General features: G+C 73.7%; 19 protein-coding genes. 11 read left to right on the forward strand and 8 right to left on the reverse strand.

Features of this window, described 5'->3' with window-relative positions; translation table 11 throughout:
• Both ACFQ3T_RS26105 and ACFQ3T_RS26110 read right to left on the reverse strand, forming a co-directional pair.
• The coding region (locus ACFQ3T_RS26105; protein WP_380726860.1) for a M56 family metallopeptidase at window positions 1-690 on the reverse strand (690 nt) is incomplete at its 3' end.
• Window positions 687-1,049 (reverse strand): BlaI/MecI/CopY family transcriptional regulator, encoded by a 363-nt coding sequence (locus ACFQ3T_RS26110; protein WP_380726862.1) that lies wholly within the window; start codon window positions 1,047-1,049, stop codon window positions 687-689. The genes ACFQ3T_RS26110 and ACFQ3T_RS26105, both read right to left, overlap by 4 nt.
• Window positions 1,050-1,233: 184 nt before the next feature.
• Here ACFQ3T_RS26110 and ACFQ3T_RS26115 point away from each other — a divergent pair, with 184 nt between their 5' ends.
• Together ACFQ3T_RS26115 and ACFQ3T_RS26120 are read left to right on the forward strand one after the other, a co-directional pair.
• Entirely contained in the window at window positions 1,234-2,640 is a 1,407-nt protein-coding gene (locus ACFQ3T_RS26115; RefSeq protein ID WP_380726864.1) for an MFS transporter, read from the forward strand.
• A 170-nt stretch (window positions 2,641-2,810) separates the two neighbouring features.
• Window positions 2,811-3,029, forward strand: coding sequence for a hypothetical protein (locus ACFQ3T_RS26120; RefSeq protein ID WP_380726866.1), 219 nt, complete (start codon window positions 2,811-2,813; stop codon window positions 3,027-3,029).
• Window positions 3,030-3,096: 67 nt separating this feature from the next.
• Here ACFQ3T_RS26120 and ACFQ3T_RS26125 read toward each other — a convergent pair whose 3' ends face one another.
• Window positions 3,097-3,639, reverse strand: a complete 543-nt coding sequence (locus ACFQ3T_RS26125; RefSeq protein ID WP_380726868.1) for a hypothetical protein — start codon at window positions 3,637-3,639, stop codon at window positions 3,097-3,099.
• Between the two features lie 244 nt (window positions 3,640-3,883).
• Here ACFQ3T_RS26125 and ACFQ3T_RS26130 point away from each other — a divergent pair, with 244 nt between their 5' ends.
• The 3 genes from ACFQ3T_RS26130 (at window position 3,884) to ACFQ3T_RS26140 (ending at window position 5,708) form a co-directional block, all read left to right on the forward strand.
• Window positions 3,884-4,468, forward strand: a complete 585-nt coding sequence (locus ACFQ3T_RS26130; protein ID WP_380726870.1) for a protein disulfide oxidoreductase — start codon at window positions 3,884-3,886, stop codon at window positions 4,466-4,468.
• Window positions 4,468-5,379, forward strand: a complete 912-nt coding sequence (locus tag ACFQ3T_RS26135) for a cytochrome c biogenesis CcdA family protein (protein WP_380726872.1) — start codon at window positions 4,468-4,470, stop codon at window positions 5,377-5,379. The genes ACFQ3T_RS26130 and ACFQ3T_RS26135 overlap by 1 nt, the downstream gene beginning before the upstream one ends.
• A 107-nt stretch (window positions 5,380-5,486) precedes the next feature.
• Complete coding sequence (locus ACFQ3T_RS26140) at window positions 5,487-5,708, forward strand: LVIVD repeat-containing protein (RefSeq protein ID WP_380726874.1); 222 nt, start codon at window positions 5,487-5,489, stop codon at window positions 5,706-5,708.
• Between the two features lie 152 nt (window positions 5,709-5,860).
• Here ACFQ3T_RS26140 and ACFQ3T_RS26145 read toward each other — a convergent pair whose 3' ends face one another.
• Complete coding sequence (locus ACFQ3T_RS26145) at window positions 5,861-6,346, reverse strand: GNAT family N-acetyltransferase (protein ID WP_380726876.1); 486 nt, start codon at window positions 6,344-6,346, stop codon at window positions 5,861-5,863.
• 297 nt (window positions 6,347-6,643) lie between these two features.
• Here ACFQ3T_RS26145 and ACFQ3T_RS26150 point away from each other — a divergent pair, with 297 nt between their 5' ends.
• Window positions 6,644-7,606: a zinc metalloprotease gene (locus ACFQ3T_RS26150; protein ID WP_380726878.1), complete on the forward strand. Its 963-nt coding sequence runs from the start codon at window positions 6,644-6,646 to the stop codon at window positions 7,604-7,606.
• A 164-nt stretch (window positions 7,607-7,770) separates the two neighbouring features.
• On the opposite strand, the gene ACFQ3T_RS26155 is transcribed toward ACFQ3T_RS26150, so the two are convergent.
• Both ACFQ3T_RS26155 and ACFQ3T_RS26160 read right to left on the reverse strand, forming a co-directional pair.
• Window positions 7,771-8,460 (reverse strand): YwaF family protein, encoded by a 690-nt coding sequence (locus ACFQ3T_RS26155; protein WP_380726880.1) that lies wholly within the window; start codon window positions 8,458-8,460, stop codon window positions 7,771-7,773.
• A gap of 40 nt (window positions 8,461-8,500) precedes the next feature.
• On the reverse strand, window positions 8,501-8,869 hold the full coding sequence (locus ACFQ3T_RS26160; RefSeq protein WP_380726882.1) for an anti-sigma factor antagonist: 369 nt from the start codon (window positions 8,867-8,869) through the stop codon (window positions 8,501-8,503).
• A gap of 147 nt (window positions 8,870-9,016) precedes the next feature.
• Here ACFQ3T_RS26160 and ACFQ3T_RS26165 point away from each other — a divergent pair, with 147 nt between their 5' ends.
• The 3 genes from ACFQ3T_RS26165 to ACFQ3T_RS26175 are packed head-to-tail and all read left to right on the forward strand — an operon-like array spanning window position 9,017 to window position 11,101.
• Window positions 9,017-9,925, forward strand: a complete 909-nt coding sequence (locus ACFQ3T_RS26165; RefSeq protein ID WP_380726884.1) for a universal stress protein — start codon at window positions 9,017-9,019, stop codon at window positions 9,923-9,925.
• A 16-nt stretch (window positions 9,926-9,941) separates the two neighbouring features.
• On the forward strand, window positions 9,942-10,088 hold the full coding sequence (locus tag ACFQ3T_RS26170) for a hypothetical protein (protein ID WP_380726886.1): 147 nt from the start codon (window positions 9,942-9,944) through the stop codon (window positions 10,086-10,088).
• A 2-nt stretch (window positions 10,089-10,090) separates the two neighbouring features.
• Entirely contained in the window at window positions 10,091-11,101 is a 1,011-nt protein-coding gene (locus tag ACFQ3T_RS26175) for a TerC/Alx family metal homeostasis membrane protein (protein WP_380726895.1), read from the forward strand.
• Between the two features lie 80 nt (window positions 11,102-11,181).
• On the opposite strand, the gene ACFQ3T_RS26180 is transcribed toward ACFQ3T_RS26175, so the two are convergent.
• Complete coding sequence (locus tag ACFQ3T_RS26180) at window positions 11,182-11,964, reverse strand: SDR family oxidoreductase (RefSeq protein WP_380726887.1); 783 nt, start codon at window positions 11,962-11,964, stop codon at window positions 11,182-11,184.
• Window positions 11,965-12,082: 118 nt separating this feature from the next.
• Between ACFQ3T_RS26180 and ACFQ3T_RS26185 the strand changes: the two genes are divergently transcribed.
• Window positions 12,083-13,888, forward strand: a complete 1,806-nt coding sequence (locus tag ACFQ3T_RS26185; protein ID WP_380726889.1) for a serine/threonine-protein kinase — start codon at window positions 12,083-12,085, stop codon at window positions 13,886-13,888.
• A gap of 18 nt (window positions 13,889-13,906) precedes the next feature.
• On the opposite strand, the gene ACFQ3T_RS26190 is transcribed toward ACFQ3T_RS26185, so the two are convergent.
• Window positions 13,907-14,785, reverse strand: coding sequence for an alpha/beta fold hydrolase (locus ACFQ3T_RS26190; protein ID WP_380726891.1), 879 nt, complete (start codon window positions 14,783-14,785; stop codon window positions 13,907-13,909).
• 104 nt (window positions 14,786-14,889) lie between these two features.
• Here ACFQ3T_RS26190 and ACFQ3T_RS26195 point away from each other — a divergent pair.
• Window positions 14,890-15,701 (forward strand): AfsR/SARP family transcriptional regulator (locus ACFQ3T_RS26195; RefSeq protein ID WP_380726893.1); only part of this gene is annotated, 812 nt, incomplete at its 3' end.

The raw sequence follows: 15,701 nt of genomic DNA on the forward strand, positions 1-15,701 counted from the left end.
CAGCTCGGCCGCCGCGTCCGCCGCCAGCTCGACCAGGTCGCGCACGGCGGCCGGCGTCCGCCGGAACAGCGGCAGGAACGGCAGCATCGCGGACAGCGCGTCGGCCGCCGTGACGACGAGGTGGTGCCGGCCGCTCAGGTGCGCCCGCTCGTGCACCAGCACCGCGTCGACCTGCGCGCCGGCCAGCGTGCGGTGCAGGCCCTCGGTCGCGACGACGACGCCGGGGTAGCCGGCCAGGCTGAACGCCATCGGCTCCTCGTGGTCGAGCCACAGCGTGGTCGGCCGACCCGGCTCGGACCGCGCCGCCGGCCGCAGCACGGCCAGGTGGTCGCGCCGTGCGCGCGCCCGCCGCCGGGCCGTCCGCGTGGCCATGACGGCGAGCCGCACCAGCAGCCCGGCCAGCATCAGCACGCCGACCACGCCGCTCAATGCCTCGGCCTCGGGCGTGAGGCCGTGCAGCAGCGCGTCGAAGCAGTCGGGGAAGCCGATGAACGCGTGCGCGCCGTGGTCGGGCAGGAGGAGCGCGGTGACCGCGAGACCGGCGGTGACCAGCACGCTGACGAGGGACGACAGCCACGCCACCAGCACCACGCGCGGGTGGGCGCCGGACGTCGCGAGGCGGCGCAGCCGGCCCGGCGCGACCCAGGCGACCAGCCCTGCCCCGAGCAGCAGCGCGACCGCGACGGTCACCCGCGGCGCGGCTTCCGGGGCAGCGCCTTGCGCAACAGCTCGGTCTCCCGGTCGGACGCGGACCGCGCGAAGTGCAGCAGCACGGCCTCCGGGTCGCCGGACGCGGCGAGCACGTCCCGCAGCGCCGCCGACGCGGCCTCGGCGCGGCTCATCGCCGGCTGGTACCGGTACGCCTTGCCCTCCAGCTCGCGCACCACCCACCCCTTGCGGTGCAGGTTGTCGAGGACCGTCATGACGGTGGTGTAGGCGAGCTGCTTGCCCGTGTCCAGCCGTTCCAGGACCTCGCGGACCTTCAGCGGTTCCGCCGTGCGCCACAGCACGTCCATCACCGCTGCTTCCAACTCGCCCAGTCCTCGCATGACGCCCCTTTCGGCGGGGCCCATGCTATCCGCAGGCGTCGGCGATCATGGTGAGCCACGTCACATTAATACCCCTAGGGGGTATGTTACGGTCGCTCTCACAAATACCCCCTTAGGGTATGGAAACCGCGATCGGAGCACCGATCGGACCGGCGCAGCCGCGCCGGAGACGGAAGGACCCGGCATGAACCCCGACCCTCGGCGCTGGTGGGCACTCGTCGTGCTCGCCGCGGCGCAGTTCATGGTCATCATGGACACCTCGATCATCGCCGTGGCGCTGCCGGACATGCAGCGCGACCTGGGTTTCACGCCCGGCGGGCTCCAGTGGGTGTTCAACGCCTACGCCGTCGCGCTGGGCGGTCTCCTGCTGCTCGGCGGCAGGCTCTCCGACCTCTGGGGCGCGCGCCGCGTGTTCGCGGCCGGCTGGACGACGCTCATCGTCGGCTCGGTGGTCGCCGCCGCGGCGACCGGTGCGGGCACGGAGGTCGTCGGGCGGGCCGTGCAGGGCGTCGGCGCGGCGCTCATCGCACCGGCCGCGATGACGTTGCTCATGGTCCTGTTCGCCGGTCAGCCGAACGAGCTGCCGAAGGCGATGGCGTTCTACGGCGCCGCGGCCCCGGCCGGCGGCACGGCGGGCGTGTTCCTCGGCGGCGTGATCACCGAGTGGCTGAGCTGGCCGTGGGTGTTCGTCATCTACCTCCCGATCGGCCTGCTCACGCTCGCGCTCACGCCGAAGCTGCTGCCCGCGGTCCCCGGCCGGCGCGGCGGGCTGGACGTCGGGGGAGCGGTCGCGGTGACCGGCGGCCTCGCGCTCGCCGTGTACGCCGTCGTGCAGGCGCCCGAGCGGGGCTGGACGTCGACCGCGACGCTCGTGCAGCTCGGCGCGGCCCTGGTCCTGCTGGCGGCGTTCGTGCTCCTGCAGCGCGTGGCCGGGAACCCGTTGATGCCGTTGCGGGTCTGGCGCGCGCCCGACCTGGCGGCGGCGAACGTCGCGATGGCGTTGCTGGGCGCGGCGTGGATCCCGATGTGGTACTTCCTCAACCTCTACGTGCAGCAGGTGCTCGGCTTCGACTCGTTCGCCAGCGGCGCGGCGCTGCTCCCGATGACCGCGCTGATGACGGTGCTGATGACCACGGTGACCGGTCGGCTCATCGGCCGCTTCGGCACCAAGCCGCTGATCGTCTCCGGCCTGGCCGTGCTGGCCGTCGGCCTCGGGCTGCTGGCCGCCGCCGACCCCGGCGGCAGCTTCCTGGCGGACGTCCTGCCCGGCTCGCTGATCTCGGCGGTCGGCATGGCGCTGGTCTTCATCCCGGCCACGCTGAGCGCGATCGGCGGCGTGGCGCCGGAGGAGGGCGGGCTCGCCTCCGGCATCGTGAACACCACGTACCAGATCGGCTCGGCGCTCGGGCTCGCCGCGATGACCGCGGTGGCGACGTCGCGGGGCGCGGACCGGCTGGGTGACGCGGTCGCGTTGACCGACGGCTACTCGGCGGCCTTCGCCGGCGCGGCCGTGGTCGCCCTGGTCGCGGCGGTCCTGGCGGCGGTCACCCTGCGCGGGCGGGTCGCCGAGCGGGTGCCCGCGGAGGTCTGACCCCTCGCCCGGCGAACGGGAAGGGCGCCAGTCGGCCCGTCACATACCCCTGGGAGGTATGCGACGGGCCGGTGTCAGTGGTGGCGCAGGTGCGGCAGCGCGCCCATCGACCACCTGGCGTCGGCGGCGGCGGACCCGTCGTCGCTCGGTCCCGCGTTCGACGGCTGCGCGTGCAGCTGCTCGCCGACGCGGTGGCGGCCCTGGTCGTCCTCGTCGCCGCCATCGCGCTCAGCGTCTACAAGCCGCAGGGCGTCACGCCGTTCGGGCGCGTGCGACGACTGTCCGGAGTGGACGCGCCCCGGCGTGACTCGCCGCGCCGACGTCGACTCGCGCTGCTCCGGAGCGGCGCGGGATCGGTCGGGCGGCTGGAGGTGGAGGCGTTCGGATGAGACCCGACGGGAGCGGGAGAGAGGGGGGACCGGTTGTGGCGACCGGTCCCCCCTTGGCACGTCGGCGTCAGCAGCCGCCGCAGTTGTAGTAGGTCACGTCCCAGTGGTTGCTCTCCAGGTAGTAGATGTTCCCGGAGCCGGACTGCCACTTGTTGCCGCCGATGTAGGTGAAGTTGCCCCGGATGTAGTTGCCGAGGCAGCTGTAGAGGCTGTAGTCGAGCTTGTAGCCGTTCCAGTGGCTGTAGGTGCCGCTGGCGTGGCCGGTCTCGGTGCCGCCGGTGATGTTCATGGCGCAGCCGCTGGCCCTCTTGAGGGTTTCCGCGCCCTGGACGGTGGTCAGGTTGATCTGCTCGAACGACGTGCAGGTGGAGTTGTAGCGGTTGCTGCAGTTGCCGCTGGACGACCAGGTGATGCCGGCGGCGCGGAACCGCGCCGCCGCCTCGGAGTGGGACAGCTTCGTCACCAGGGCCGTGACCGGGGTCTCGGCCGCGGGTTGGAAGGCGACGTCCTGGCCGGTGGCGGGAGCGGCCGAGGCCGTGGTCGCGCCGGTGATGCTCAGCAGTGCCACGGCGGCGGCCACGAGGGCGGCGCGGAATCGACCGGTACGCATGGGGGAACCGTCCTTTCGACGGGCAGCCCTCGTCGACCCGGGTTGCAGGGCGGGTGCGGGGGATGCGCGGCAGGGGTCGTCGGTCAGCTTAGGGGCCGGCAAGTCACGACACAGCGGCCAAGTAGGAGAATTCCTGACGAACAGGCCTGCGGCGCGGCACGGGTGTGGACGTCAGGGGTTCGTAATGCCCACGTGACGGCCGTTGCGGGAGGATCAAGCCCCGTACCCCTCGGAGGTGTAGTCGATGCTTCGGAAGTCCGCGCCCGTTGCCGCCCTGCTGGCCCTGCTGACCCTGGTGGCGAGCTGCGGGACGGCCATGCGTTCCGGCGGCGGCGCCCCGTCGTCCACGGCCGGCACGACGTCCGCGGCGCAGGCGACCACGGCGGCTCCGGGTTCCGGCGAACCCGCGCCGGCCGCACGGGTCGCCGAGCAGCTCAAGTTCACCGGCAAGACGATCGACGGGGCGGACCTCTCCGGGGAGGCTCTGGCGGGCAAGCCCGCCGTCCTGTGGTTCTGGGCGCCGTGGTGCCCGAACTGCCGACGCGAGGCGCCCGGCGTGTCGGCCACCGCCAAGGACAACCCCTCGGTCACGTTCCTCGGCGTCGCCGCGCTGGACGAGGTGCCCGCCATGCGCGAGTTCGTCGACCGGTACGACCTCGGCGGGTTCCGGCACCTCGCGGACACCGACACCGCCGTGTGGAAGCGGTTCGGCGTCACGGCCCAGCCCGCGTACGCGTTCGTCACCCGTGACGGCGAGGTGGACGTCGTGACGACCCAGCTGTCGGAGCGGGAGCTGCGCGACCGGGTCGCCGCCCTCTCGGGGTCGTGATGGCCGACGTCGTCCTGCTGGCGGCGTTGGCGGGCATGGTGGCGACGGTGAACCCGTGCGGGTTCGCCATGCTGCCCGCCTACCTCGCGCTGGTCGTCCACGGCGACGGAGGGCGGTCCGGCGGGGTCGGCGTCGGCGGGCGGTCCGGCGACGTAAGGCGGTCCGGCGGGGTCGGCCGGGCGCTGGCGGCGAGCGCCGTCATGACCGCCGGGTTCGTGGTGGTGTTCGGCGTCTTCGGCCTGGTCGTCGCGCCGGTCGCCGCGTCGGTGCAGCGCTACCTGCCGTTCGTCACCGTCGTCATCGGCGCGGCCCTGGTCGTCACCGGCGCGCTGCTCGTGGCCGGCCGGACCATGACGGTGCTCCTGCCCAAGCCGACGAAGGGCGCGCCGACCCGGCGGCTGGGTTCGATGTTCGGCTACGGCGTGGCCTACGCGACGGCGTCGCTGTCGTGCACCATCGGCCCGTTCCTCGCGGTCGTCGGCACGGCGCTGGGCGGCGCCGACGTGGTCGAGGGCGTCGTGGCGTTCCTCGCCTACGCGCTGGGCATGGGCCTGGTGGTCGGCGTGCTCGCCGTCGCCGCCACGATGGCCGACAACACGCTCGCCACGCGTGCCCGCGCGTTGCTGCCCCACGTCTCGCGGCTCGGTGGCGTGCTGCTGGTGCTGGTCGGCGCCTACGTGGCCTACTACGGCGTGTACGAGCTCCGGCTGTTCTTCGGCGACGCCGATCCCGCCGACCCCGTGATCGAAGCGGCGGGTGTCGTCCAGGGCGCGTTGGTGGAGGCGCTGACGGCGATCGGGCCGTGGCCCCTGCTCGCCGTGGCGGTGCTGCTGGTCGTGCCGGGCGTGGTGCTCGCGCGCCGCAGGGCTCGGCGTCGCGAAACCTTCCGCGACAACGCTTCCCGCGGCTGACCGCGCCCCTCGTCCGCAACGTCCTCCGGGTAGTCCCTACCAATCTACTATTCAACCTCGTAGGGTGCGCGCGCGGGTTCGGCGACCTGTCGGTGCACGAGGTGGCGATGGACCCCGACGACGGCGAGACGGCATACCTGTCGTACTACACGGCCGGGCTGCGCGTCGTGGAGTACGACCGCGACGGCATGCGCGAGGTCGGCGCGTTCATCGACGAGGGCGGCGACAACTTCTGGGGCGTCGAGGTGTGGAAGGACGAGAACGGGGAGAAGTACGTGCCGGCCGGCGATCGCGACCGCGGCCTGTACGTGTTCCGCTTCACCGGCTGAGCGCCTTCACCACCTGAACGGCGGCAACGCCTGAACTGCAACACCTGAACGGCTGCAACACCTGAACCGCTGAACGGCTCGGTGGCGGGACCGGCGATCCGCCGCCGATCTCGCCACCGGGTCGGGCCTGCCGACCGCGTCACGCCCGGCACTCAGGCCACGGGGCGCTCGAAGACCAGCTCCAGCCCGTCCTCCTCGTCCCACTGCTCGCCGACCTCGGCGAACCCGAACCCGGCGATCGTCGCGAGCGACGCCGCGTTGTCTGGCGCGATGGTCGCCCGCACGGTCCGCACGTCCGGTTCGGCGGCGGCCCGGCGCAGCAGTTCCGCCAGCGCCGCCCTGGCGTACCCGCGCCGGCGGAACGCGGGGTCGACGGAGTAGCCGACCTCGACCATGCCGTCGGCGTCGGGCGGACCGTGGAACCCGGCGTGCCCGACGACCGCGTCGCCGTCCACCAGGGCGAGCCGCGCCATCCACCGGGCGCCGGCGGGGTCGGCCGCGATCTGGACCAGCCGGTACCGCCACAGCCACCGCGCCCGGTCGGTCAGGAAGTACCCGGTCAGCGGCACCTCGGCCGCCGTCAGGTCACCGTCGACCAGGGCGGCCATGACCCGGCCGTCGAGCTCGATGAAACGCACGTCCTCCGCTGTCACCGGGCGCACTCTGCGGTGAGCACCGGCCCGCTGTCCACCGGGTTTCGCCGCGAGACGCGATTCACCCCCGATCCGCGCCCGTCGCCGACCGCGTGGTAGCAGCCGTTTCCCGGACGGGCAAGCGACGAAAGTCGGGCCTTTCGTCAACGGTGCGTCAAGTGAACCGGTCAACGTCACGAATGCGGCAGGATTCGAATCGCGGCCTATTCCTCCCGTTCTCGTTGGGCCATCATTCCGCGGGGCGCGAAAGGCCCCGTCCCCACCCTGCACGGAGGACTCCGCATGCTCGAAACCCACCACCACCGGCGTCGCGCGACCCTGCTCGCCGGCGCGCTCGCCCTCGGCGCGCTCACCGTCCTGGGCCCGACCGCGGACGGCAGCACGTCCGCCGTGGCGCAGCGCTCGATCGAGTGCGTCGACACCTCGTCCGCCGCCCGCGCCAAGCCCGGCGCCCAGGGCCAGGAGCGCAACGAGATCAGCCAGGCCGAAGCCGAGCGGATGAACCGCGACCTGCGCGAACGCGTCGCCGCCGCGAAGGCCGAGGGCCGCTTCCAGGCCGCCGCGGGCGGCACGATCCCCGTCGTGTTCCACGTCGTGACCGGCACGGGCGGCGTCGGCGCGATGACCGACGCGACGGTCGCGCAGCAGGTGCGCGTGCTCAACGAGGGCTTCGCGGGCGCCGAGGCCCCCGGCGTGGCCGCCGACACCGGTTTCACGTTCGTCCTGCAGGAGACCAAGCGCTGGTCGAACAACACCTGGTTCACCGGCACGGACAAGGCGCGCGTCGAGAAGCAGATGAAGTCGGCGACCCGCGTGGGCGGCGCGAGCACCCTCAACGTGTGGTCGGTCGACATCAACGGCCTCGGCTTCGCCACCTTCCCGAGCTGGTACGCCCGCGACCCGCTGCTGGACGGCGTGGTGATCGACTACTCCAGCGTCCCCGGTGGCAGCGCCGTGAACTTCAACCTCGGCAAGACGCTGACCCACGAGGTCGGCCACTGGATGGGCCTCTGGCACACGTTCCAGGGCGGCTGCACGGCGACCAACGACGAGGTGGCCGACACCCCCGCGCAGTCCGGCTCCACGTCGGGCTGTCCGGAGGGCCGCGACTCCTGCTCGCTGCCGGGCCTCGACCCCATCCACAACTACATGGACTATTCCTACGACGACTGCTACAACCAGTTCACGCCGGGCCAGAACACCCGCATGCAGGACGCGTGGATCGCGTACCGCAGCGGTAGGTGAGCATTGACCGGACCCCCCGTTCCGCCCCGGTGGAATGCGGGGTCCGTCATTTTCGCCCGTTTCCGACGGTGTTCGCGAGCCCATTGTCGAAGGCGACCCGGCCGAGCGCGTCGACGTCCTGCCGCCAGGTGGTCTTCGGCGTGCCGCGGTGTCCCGGTGCTCGCTCATGCGGTCCGGGTCCTCGTCCACGGCCACGTCATCAACGCCCACACGCCGAGCACGGCCGCCGCCTCGGGCACGAGGTACCACGGCCAGTCGCCGAGCAGGTCCAGCACGGACGCGGTCGCCGGTTTCCGGTTCAGGTAGCCGTAGTTGGACCCCAGAACCACGTTCAGGGCGAACACCGCCGCCGCCCACGTGACGGTGACCAGCACGGCCAGCCGGTAGTCACGCCAGCCGGGCCGCCGGCGCAGGCCCCAGGTCAGGTAGACCGCCGCCCAGACGACGAACAGGTGCGTGGCCCAGAACAGCAGGAACCCGACGTCCGGGAAGTCGACCCGCAACACCGGCGTGACGAGCGCCTGCACGCTCAACGTCAGACCCCAGTAGTACGTGAGCGCGAACGCCCACCGGCTGCCCGACCACAACGCCCACGCGGCGACCGGCCCCGCCAGGTCCGACAGCTGCAGCGGCAGCGAGGACCGGACGTCCCAGCGCGGCGGCAGCATCAGGTAGACGTGGATGCCGACCTGGAGGCCCAGCACGACCGCCGCGAACGCGCGCGGGAACCGGCGTGAGCGCTGCCGCCGGCCGACCACCACCACCGTCGCGGCGCCCGCCGCGAACAGCCCGAGCACCACCCAGTGCGACGGCCCGTACGCGGTGAACCCGTGGTCGACCGACAACGACACCACGCGGTCGGGCTACCCCGCGGCACGTCCGCTACCCGCCGGCTCAGCCGGCCGCGGGCGCGAGCACGTCGGCGAGCGTCGGCCGCACGGTGAGCACCCGGTCCACCTCGGTGAGCCGCAACGGCCGCACGACCGCCCGCTGGGCGGCCACCACGGCGAACTCCACGCCGTCGGCGGCGGCACGGCGGTGCGCGTCGAGGAGCAGCCCGATGCCGAGCGAGCCGAGGACCGTCACCCCGGTCAGGTCCGCGACCAGCATCCGGGGTCGGCGGTCCAGCTGGTCGTCCAGCTCCTCGCGCAGGAGGTCGACGCCGAGCGCGTCGACCTCGCCGGTGACCCTGGTGACGGGGAGCCCGTCCACCTCGGTGGTCTCGACGGCGATGTCCTCGCCCCACCACTGCCGATCGGTCATGAGCGACGCCTCTCCGGTGGACCCGCGGCTGCCTTCATGGCGTCGTCGCGCGACCGCCCGGCGTTACGCCCGGACCGGCGCGCGGGTTACCCCGGCGTCCGCGACGGGTACCCGCCCGGTGTCCTGCCACCGCGCGGAGGTGACGTGATGCCCAGCCCCGGGGACGACGGCCACGGGATGGTCGTGGCCGGTTTCGACGGCTCCGACCAGGCACGATCGGCCGCGCTGTGGGCCGCCCGCGAGGCACGTGGCCGCGACGTCCCGCTGCTGCTCGTGGACGTGCTGCGCGGACCCGTCCCGGACCTCGCCTTCACCCCGATGGCCGTGCCGCTGCCCGAGGCCGTGAGCGAGGAGGCCGTCCGCCGGTACGCCGAGGACGAGCTGGCGGTGGTCGCCGCCGACTGCACCCGGCTGTGCCCGGGGCTGGACGTGCGCACGGCGCTGGAGTACGGCCACCCGGCCGACGCCCTGGGCCGCGTCGCCCGTGGGGCGGACGTGCTGGTCCTGGGCTCGTCCGGCCGTTCCCGGCTGTCCCGGGCGCTGCTCGGCTCGACCACCGCCGACCTGGTGGCCAACCACCGCCGTCCCGTCGTGGTGGCCCGCGGCGACGGCTCCGAGGACGGCCCCGTGGTCGTCGGCGTGGACGGGTCGGAGACGAGCGACCTGGCCGCGGGCTACGCGTTCGAGCACGCCGAGCGCCACGGCCGCGACCTGCTCGCCGTGCACGCCTGGGCCGACCTGCCCGTGGAGGCGCTGGCGCCGCTGCGGGAGCGGGACGCCAACCGGCGGCAGGTGGAGGAGGAGTCCGAGGCGTTGATCGGGCGGTGCCTGGCGGGCCACCAGCAGGACCACCCGGACGTCCGGGTGCGCCGCGCCGTGGCCCTCGACGGCCCCTCGCACGCGTTGCTGGAGCACGCGAAAGACGCCTCGCTGCTCGTCGTGGGCAGCCACGGCCGCGGCGCGGTCCGCCGGGCTCTGCTCGGCTCCGTCAGCCACGCCGTGCTCTACCACGCCCCGTGCTCGGTGGCCGTCGTGCACCGCAACGAGAACGCCTGACCCGAGGAGGGACACCGTGACCGCGCCGCAGAGGGCACGACAGCCCGACCCGTCCGACCCCGTCACCCCCGAACCCGTGCCGCGCCGCCCGGAGCCGCCCGGACCCGAACCCGTGCCGCCGAAGCCCATGCCGCCGCCCACGCCGCCGACGTCGGCCCGGTGACCGTGCTCGACATCAGCGGTCTCACCTGGGCGCTCACCATCGGCCTGGTCCTCGCGCTGCTCGCGGTGGACTTGGTGCAGGCCGTCGCGCGCCCGCACCGGGTCGGCATCCGCGAGGCGACGGCGTGGTCGGTGTTCTACGTGCTCGTCGCCGTCCTGTTCGGCGTGTGGTTCACGCTGAGCCACGGCGGCGACTACGGCACCGAGTACTTCGTCGGGTACCTGGTGGAGAAGAGCCTGTCCGTCGACAACCTCTTCGTGTTCGTGATCATCATGTCGACGTTCGCCGTGCCCGAGGCGCACCAGCACAAGGTCCTGACGTTCGGCATCGTGCTGGCGCTGGCCCTGCGCGCGGTGTTCATCGCGCTCGGCGCGACGCTGCTGTCGCTGTTCTCGGTGGTGTTCCTCGCGTTCGGCCTGCTGCTCATCTACACGGCCGTGCAGCTGTTCCGGCACCGCGACGAGAGCCCGGACGTCGAGGACAACGTCGTGGTGAAGACCGCGCGCCGGGTCCTGCCGGTGACCGACGACTACTCGGGCGGCAAGCTGTTCACCCGCGACGGCGGGCGGCGGGTCGTGACGCCGCTGTTCGTGGTGCTGCTCGCGATCGGCAGCATCGACGTGCTGTTCGCGCTCGACTCGATCCCGGCGGTCTTCGGCATCACCGCCGAGCCGTACATCGTGTTCGTGGCCAACGCGTTCGCGCTGCTGGGGTTGCGCGCGCTGTTCTTCCTGGTGAAGGGCCTGCTGGACCGGCTGGTGTACCTGTCGACGGGGTTGTCGGTGATCCTGGCGTTCATCGGCGTGAAGCTGATCCTGCACTGGGCGCACACCGACGTGGACGAGCGCGTGCCCGAGGTGCCGACGCTGCTCAGCCTGGCGGTGATCGTCGTGGTGCTGCTGGTGGTGACGGTCGCGAGCCTGGTCAAGACGCGGCGCGACCCGTCCGCGAAGGCCCACCCCGGCTCGCTGCGCGCCCACCGTGCCCGGACCGAGCGGAGCGAGGCGCAGTAGGCCACCCCGCTCGCCGCCGGGCACGGTCGCTCACCGCCGGGCACGGTCGGGCACGGTCGCTCGCCGTCGCGCGCGGTCGGTCAGGGCCGGTAGGAGGTGGCGGACGGGTCCGGGTGCGCGGCCAGGTAGTCCTCGAACGTCACCGTGCCGTCCGCGTGGTCGGGGGCCAGGTGGCCGCCCGCGCGGTAGGCGCGGAACGTCCGGCCGGGCAGGCGGACCGGCAGCAGCGGACGTCGCCGTCCCGTGGCCCGGAGGAACGCCCCGGCCAGGTCGCGCGCCGACCTGACCCGCGGGCCGCCGAGGTCGGCGACCCGACCCCGCGGCTCACCGAGGGCAAGGTCCGCGAGGCGGTCCGCCACCTCGCCCGCGTCGACCGGCTGGAACGGGACCGCGGGCACCGGCATGACCGGCGACCTGGCGGCCGAGGCGAACAGCGCGCGCAGCAGGTCGTGGAACTGCGTGGCCCGCAGGATGGTGTGCGGCGCGCCCGACTCCTCCACCACCCGTTCGGCGGCGAGTTTGCCCTGGTAGTAGGGGAGGGGCACGCGGTCGACGCCGACGATGGACACGTACACCAGATGAGCGCAGGCACGCCGTGCCGCCTCGGCCATCGTGCGCGCGAGCACCGGCTCGACCTGCCTCCCGAACGCGGTCGCGCAGTGCACGACGGTCGTGACACCGCTCATGGCCTCCGCGACACCGTCACCCGACCGAAGGTCCGCGATCACCCACTCGTGTCGCCCGACCCACGTGCGATGGCCGCGGCTCACCACCCGGACGTCGCGTCCGTCGCGCACCAGCCGCTCGACCACCTCGCGTCCGAGCAGGCCCGTGCCGCCGGTCACCAGGACGCGCTCGTTCATGGACCCGATCCTTCCCGCTCCGCGTCCCCACAGTGTCCGGCGCTCCGGCGCCCGCCCGCCCGGCGGAACTTCGGGAAGCGGTCTTGCGGACGCTGTGGCTCCACTAGCCTCTGCCGCCGTGACCAAGGTCGGGAACCGCTACACCACGCTCGAACAGCTCGGCAGTGGTGCGATGGGCGTGGTGTGGCGTGCGCACGACGAGGTGCTGCAGCGCGAGGTCGCGGTCAAGCAGCTCCTGCTGCCCGGCCTGGGCGCGGCGGAGGTGGACGAGGCGTGCCGGCGGGCCATGCGCGAGGCGCGGATCGCGGCGCGGCTCCAGCACCCGAACGCGATCGGCGTGTTCGACGTCGTCATCGAGGACGGCAAGCCGTGCCTGGTGATGGAGTACCTGCCGTCCCGCAGCCTGTCGGCGGTCCTGGCCGAGGACGGACCCCTGCCGCCCGCCGAGGCCGCCCGGATCGGCGGTCGCATCGCCGCCGCCCTGGCCGCCGCCCACCAGGCGGGCGTGGTGCACCGGGACATCAAGCCCGGCAACGTCCTGATCGGGCACCACGGAGTCGTGAAGATCACGGACTTCGGGATCTCGCGGGCGGTCGGCGACGTCACCGTCACCCGGACGGGGATGCTCGCGGGCACGTTGGCCTACCTCGCGCCCGAACTCGCGCGCGGAGCCGACCCGAGCCCGGCGGCGGACGTGTTCTCCCTGGGCGCGACGCTCTACGCCGTGGTGGAGGGCACGCCCCCGTTCGGCCCGTCGGAGAACGACCTCGGCATGCTCCACCGCATCGCCAGTGGGCGGATCGTGCCGCCCACCCGGTCCGGCCCGCTCACGCCGCTGCTCGTGCGACTGCTAGCCGACGACCCGTCCGCCCGGCCCACCGCCGAGGCCGCGACCTGGCAGCTGGCCGAACTGGCCGGGCCGACCCGCACCTCACCGACCCCGCCTGGCGGCAACCCGGCCGCGATGTCACCGGCTCCCACCCCGCCCAGCGGCACCCCACCGACCGCGCCCGGCGGCACCCCGCAGCTCCGCACCTCACCGACCCCGCCTGGCGACACCTCACAGGCCCGGACCTCACCCACCCCGCCTGGCGGCACCCCGCAGCTCCGCACCTCACCGACCCCGCCTGGCGGCAACCCGCCGATCCGGACGTCCCCGACGTCCACCCCTTCCGGCGGGATGCCGGCCCGGACGTCGCCGACCCCGCCGGCCAGCCGGCCGCGGGCCAGGGCCATGCCACCCGCCCAGCCGCGCCAGGCCCCACCTCCCGCACGCACGGCCCTGGCGCCCGTGCCCACGTCCGGACCGCCCACCGCCGGCTCCCCTCCACCCACCGGCAACGGTCGGCGGTGGGTCGTGCCCGCGGTCGCGGCGGCGGTGGCGGTGGCCATCGCGACCACCGTGGTGATCCTGTCCCTGCCCGACACCGACCAGCGGACGGCGGCGGGCGCGTCCGACTCGGCCCGCACGTCGAACCCCGCCGTCACGTCCGAGGCGGTCCCGACCTCGAACGCGACGGACGTGCCCTACCCGAACGACCCCGACGACCCGACCGAGACGGCCGAGACGACGTGGACGGAGGAGCCCGAAGCGTCGCCGTCGACGGAACTGCCCGGCACGGCGGAGGTGAGCGCGTTCGCGCTGCACCACTTCGCGAACCTCCCCCAGGACCCGGCGACGGCACGGCAGAACTGGGCTCCGGAGAACCGCCCGACCGAGTGGGACGACGACCAGTTCTGGGGCGGGTACACGTCGCTGGAGGTCGTCGACGGGCCGGAGGTCACCGCGAACGGCGCCACGTACACCGTCCACGTCTCCCTCGCGCTCACGCCCAGCGACGGCGAGCCGTCCACCGAGGACTACGTCATGGTCGTCATCGCCAGGGAGGACCGGCTCCTGGTCGTCGACCTGTCCGCGGCGTGAGCCCGTCAGCCCGCGACCTCACCGGGCGAGCAGGTCACGCAGGGCTTTGACGACGTCGGCGGGCGCCTCCTCGGCCATGAAGTGACCGCACGACACCGTCCGGTGCACGAGGTCGGGCGCCCAGTCCCGCCAGCGGGCGGCGGCGTCGAACCCGAGGGCCGCGCCCCAGTCCTGTTGCAGCACGGTCACCGGCATCCGCAGCCGGTTGCCGGCCTCCCGGTCGGCGCGGTCGTGGTCGACGTCGACGGTGGCCGAGGCGCGGTAGTCGGCGACGATCGACGGGACGGCCTCGCGTGACGCCCGCAGGTAGGCGGCGCGCACGTCGTCCGGGATCGTGTCGCGGTCGCCGCCCCACAGGTCGAGGAAGTGGCCGAAGAACGCGTCCGCCGATGCACTGATCATCGCCTCGGGCAGGCCGGGCGGCTGGGCCATCAGGTAGAGGTGGAAGGCGACGGCGGCGGACGTGCCGTGCAGCACGTCCCACATGTCCAGCGTGGGCAGGACGTCCAGCGACGCCAGGTGCGTGACCGCGTCCGGGTGGTCGAGGCCCGCGCGGATCGCGACCAGCCCGCCCCGGTCGTGCCCGGCCAGCGCGAAGCGGTCGTGGCCGAGCGCGCGGGCGAGGGCGACGACGTCCGCCGCCATGGTCCGCTTCGAGTACGCCTGCCCGTCGGTGTCGGCCGGCTTGTCGCTGTCGCCGTACCCGCGCAGGTCGGGGCAGATGACGGTGTGGTCGGCGGCCAGGTCGGCCGCGACGTGCCGCCACATGAGGTGGGTCTGCGGGAAGCCGTGCAGCAGCACGACCGGACTGCCCGAGCCGCCCACGGCGACGTTGAGGGCGACGCCGTCGGCGACGGTGACCCGGCGTTCGGTGAACGAGGGGATCTTCGGTGACATCGGTGCTCCTTGCCCGTTGGTGAGTCCACTGTCGACGTCACCGATCAGCACCCGGTCAGCGCTCGATCAGCGGTGGTCGGGGACGGTCGGCTACGTTGTCGGCGATGGTGCGTTTCGGGGTGTTGGGGCCGCTGGAGGCCGCGGACGAGCGCGGGCCGGTCGACCTCAAGGGCCCGCGCCACCGCGCCGTCCTGGCCCGGCTGCTGGTGGCCCGTGGCCGGGTCGTGCCGGTGACGCGGCTGATCGACGACCTCTGGGACGGCTCCCCGCCGGACGGCGCGCTAGGCGCCGTGCAGACGTTCGTCGGCGCGCTCCGCAAGGCCCTCGAACCCGACCGCCCGCCCCGTGCTCCTGCCCGGCTGCTGGTGACCGTGCCGCCCGGTTACGCCTTGCGCGCCGCGCCGGAGGCCGTGGACGCCTGGCGCTTCGACGCGGCAGTGGCCGACGCCTTGGCGGCAACCCACCCGGAAGCCGCCCACGCCACGCTGGACGAGGCCCTGGCCCTGTGGCGCGGTCCCGCTTACGCCGAGTTCGCCGAGCACGCCTGGGCCCGCGGTGAGGCCGCCCGGTTGGACGAGCTGCGGCTGCTGGCCGTGGAGCGGCGGGCCGAGGTGGCGTTGACGGTGGGGAAGGCGGCCGAGGCGGTGCCGGACCTGCGCGCGCACGTCGCACGGCACCCGCTGCGCGAGGACGGCAGGCGGCTCCTGGCCCTGGCCCTCTACCGCACCGGCCGGCAGGGGGAGGCCCTGGAAACCCTGCGCCAAGCCCGAGAAGCCCTCCGCGCCGAACTGGGCGTCGACCCAGGCCACCCCCTCCGCCGCCTGGAAGCGGACATCCTTGCCCAAGCCCCCCACCTCCAATCAGACCCACCCCACCCGACCCCACCGCCCCCGACCCCACCGCCCCCGACCCCACC

Source organism: Saccharothrix hoggarensis (assembly GCF_042678885.1).
GTDB lineage: Bacteria > Actinomycetota > Actinomycetes > Mycobacteriales > Pseudonocardiaceae > Actinosynnema > Actinosynnema hoggarensis.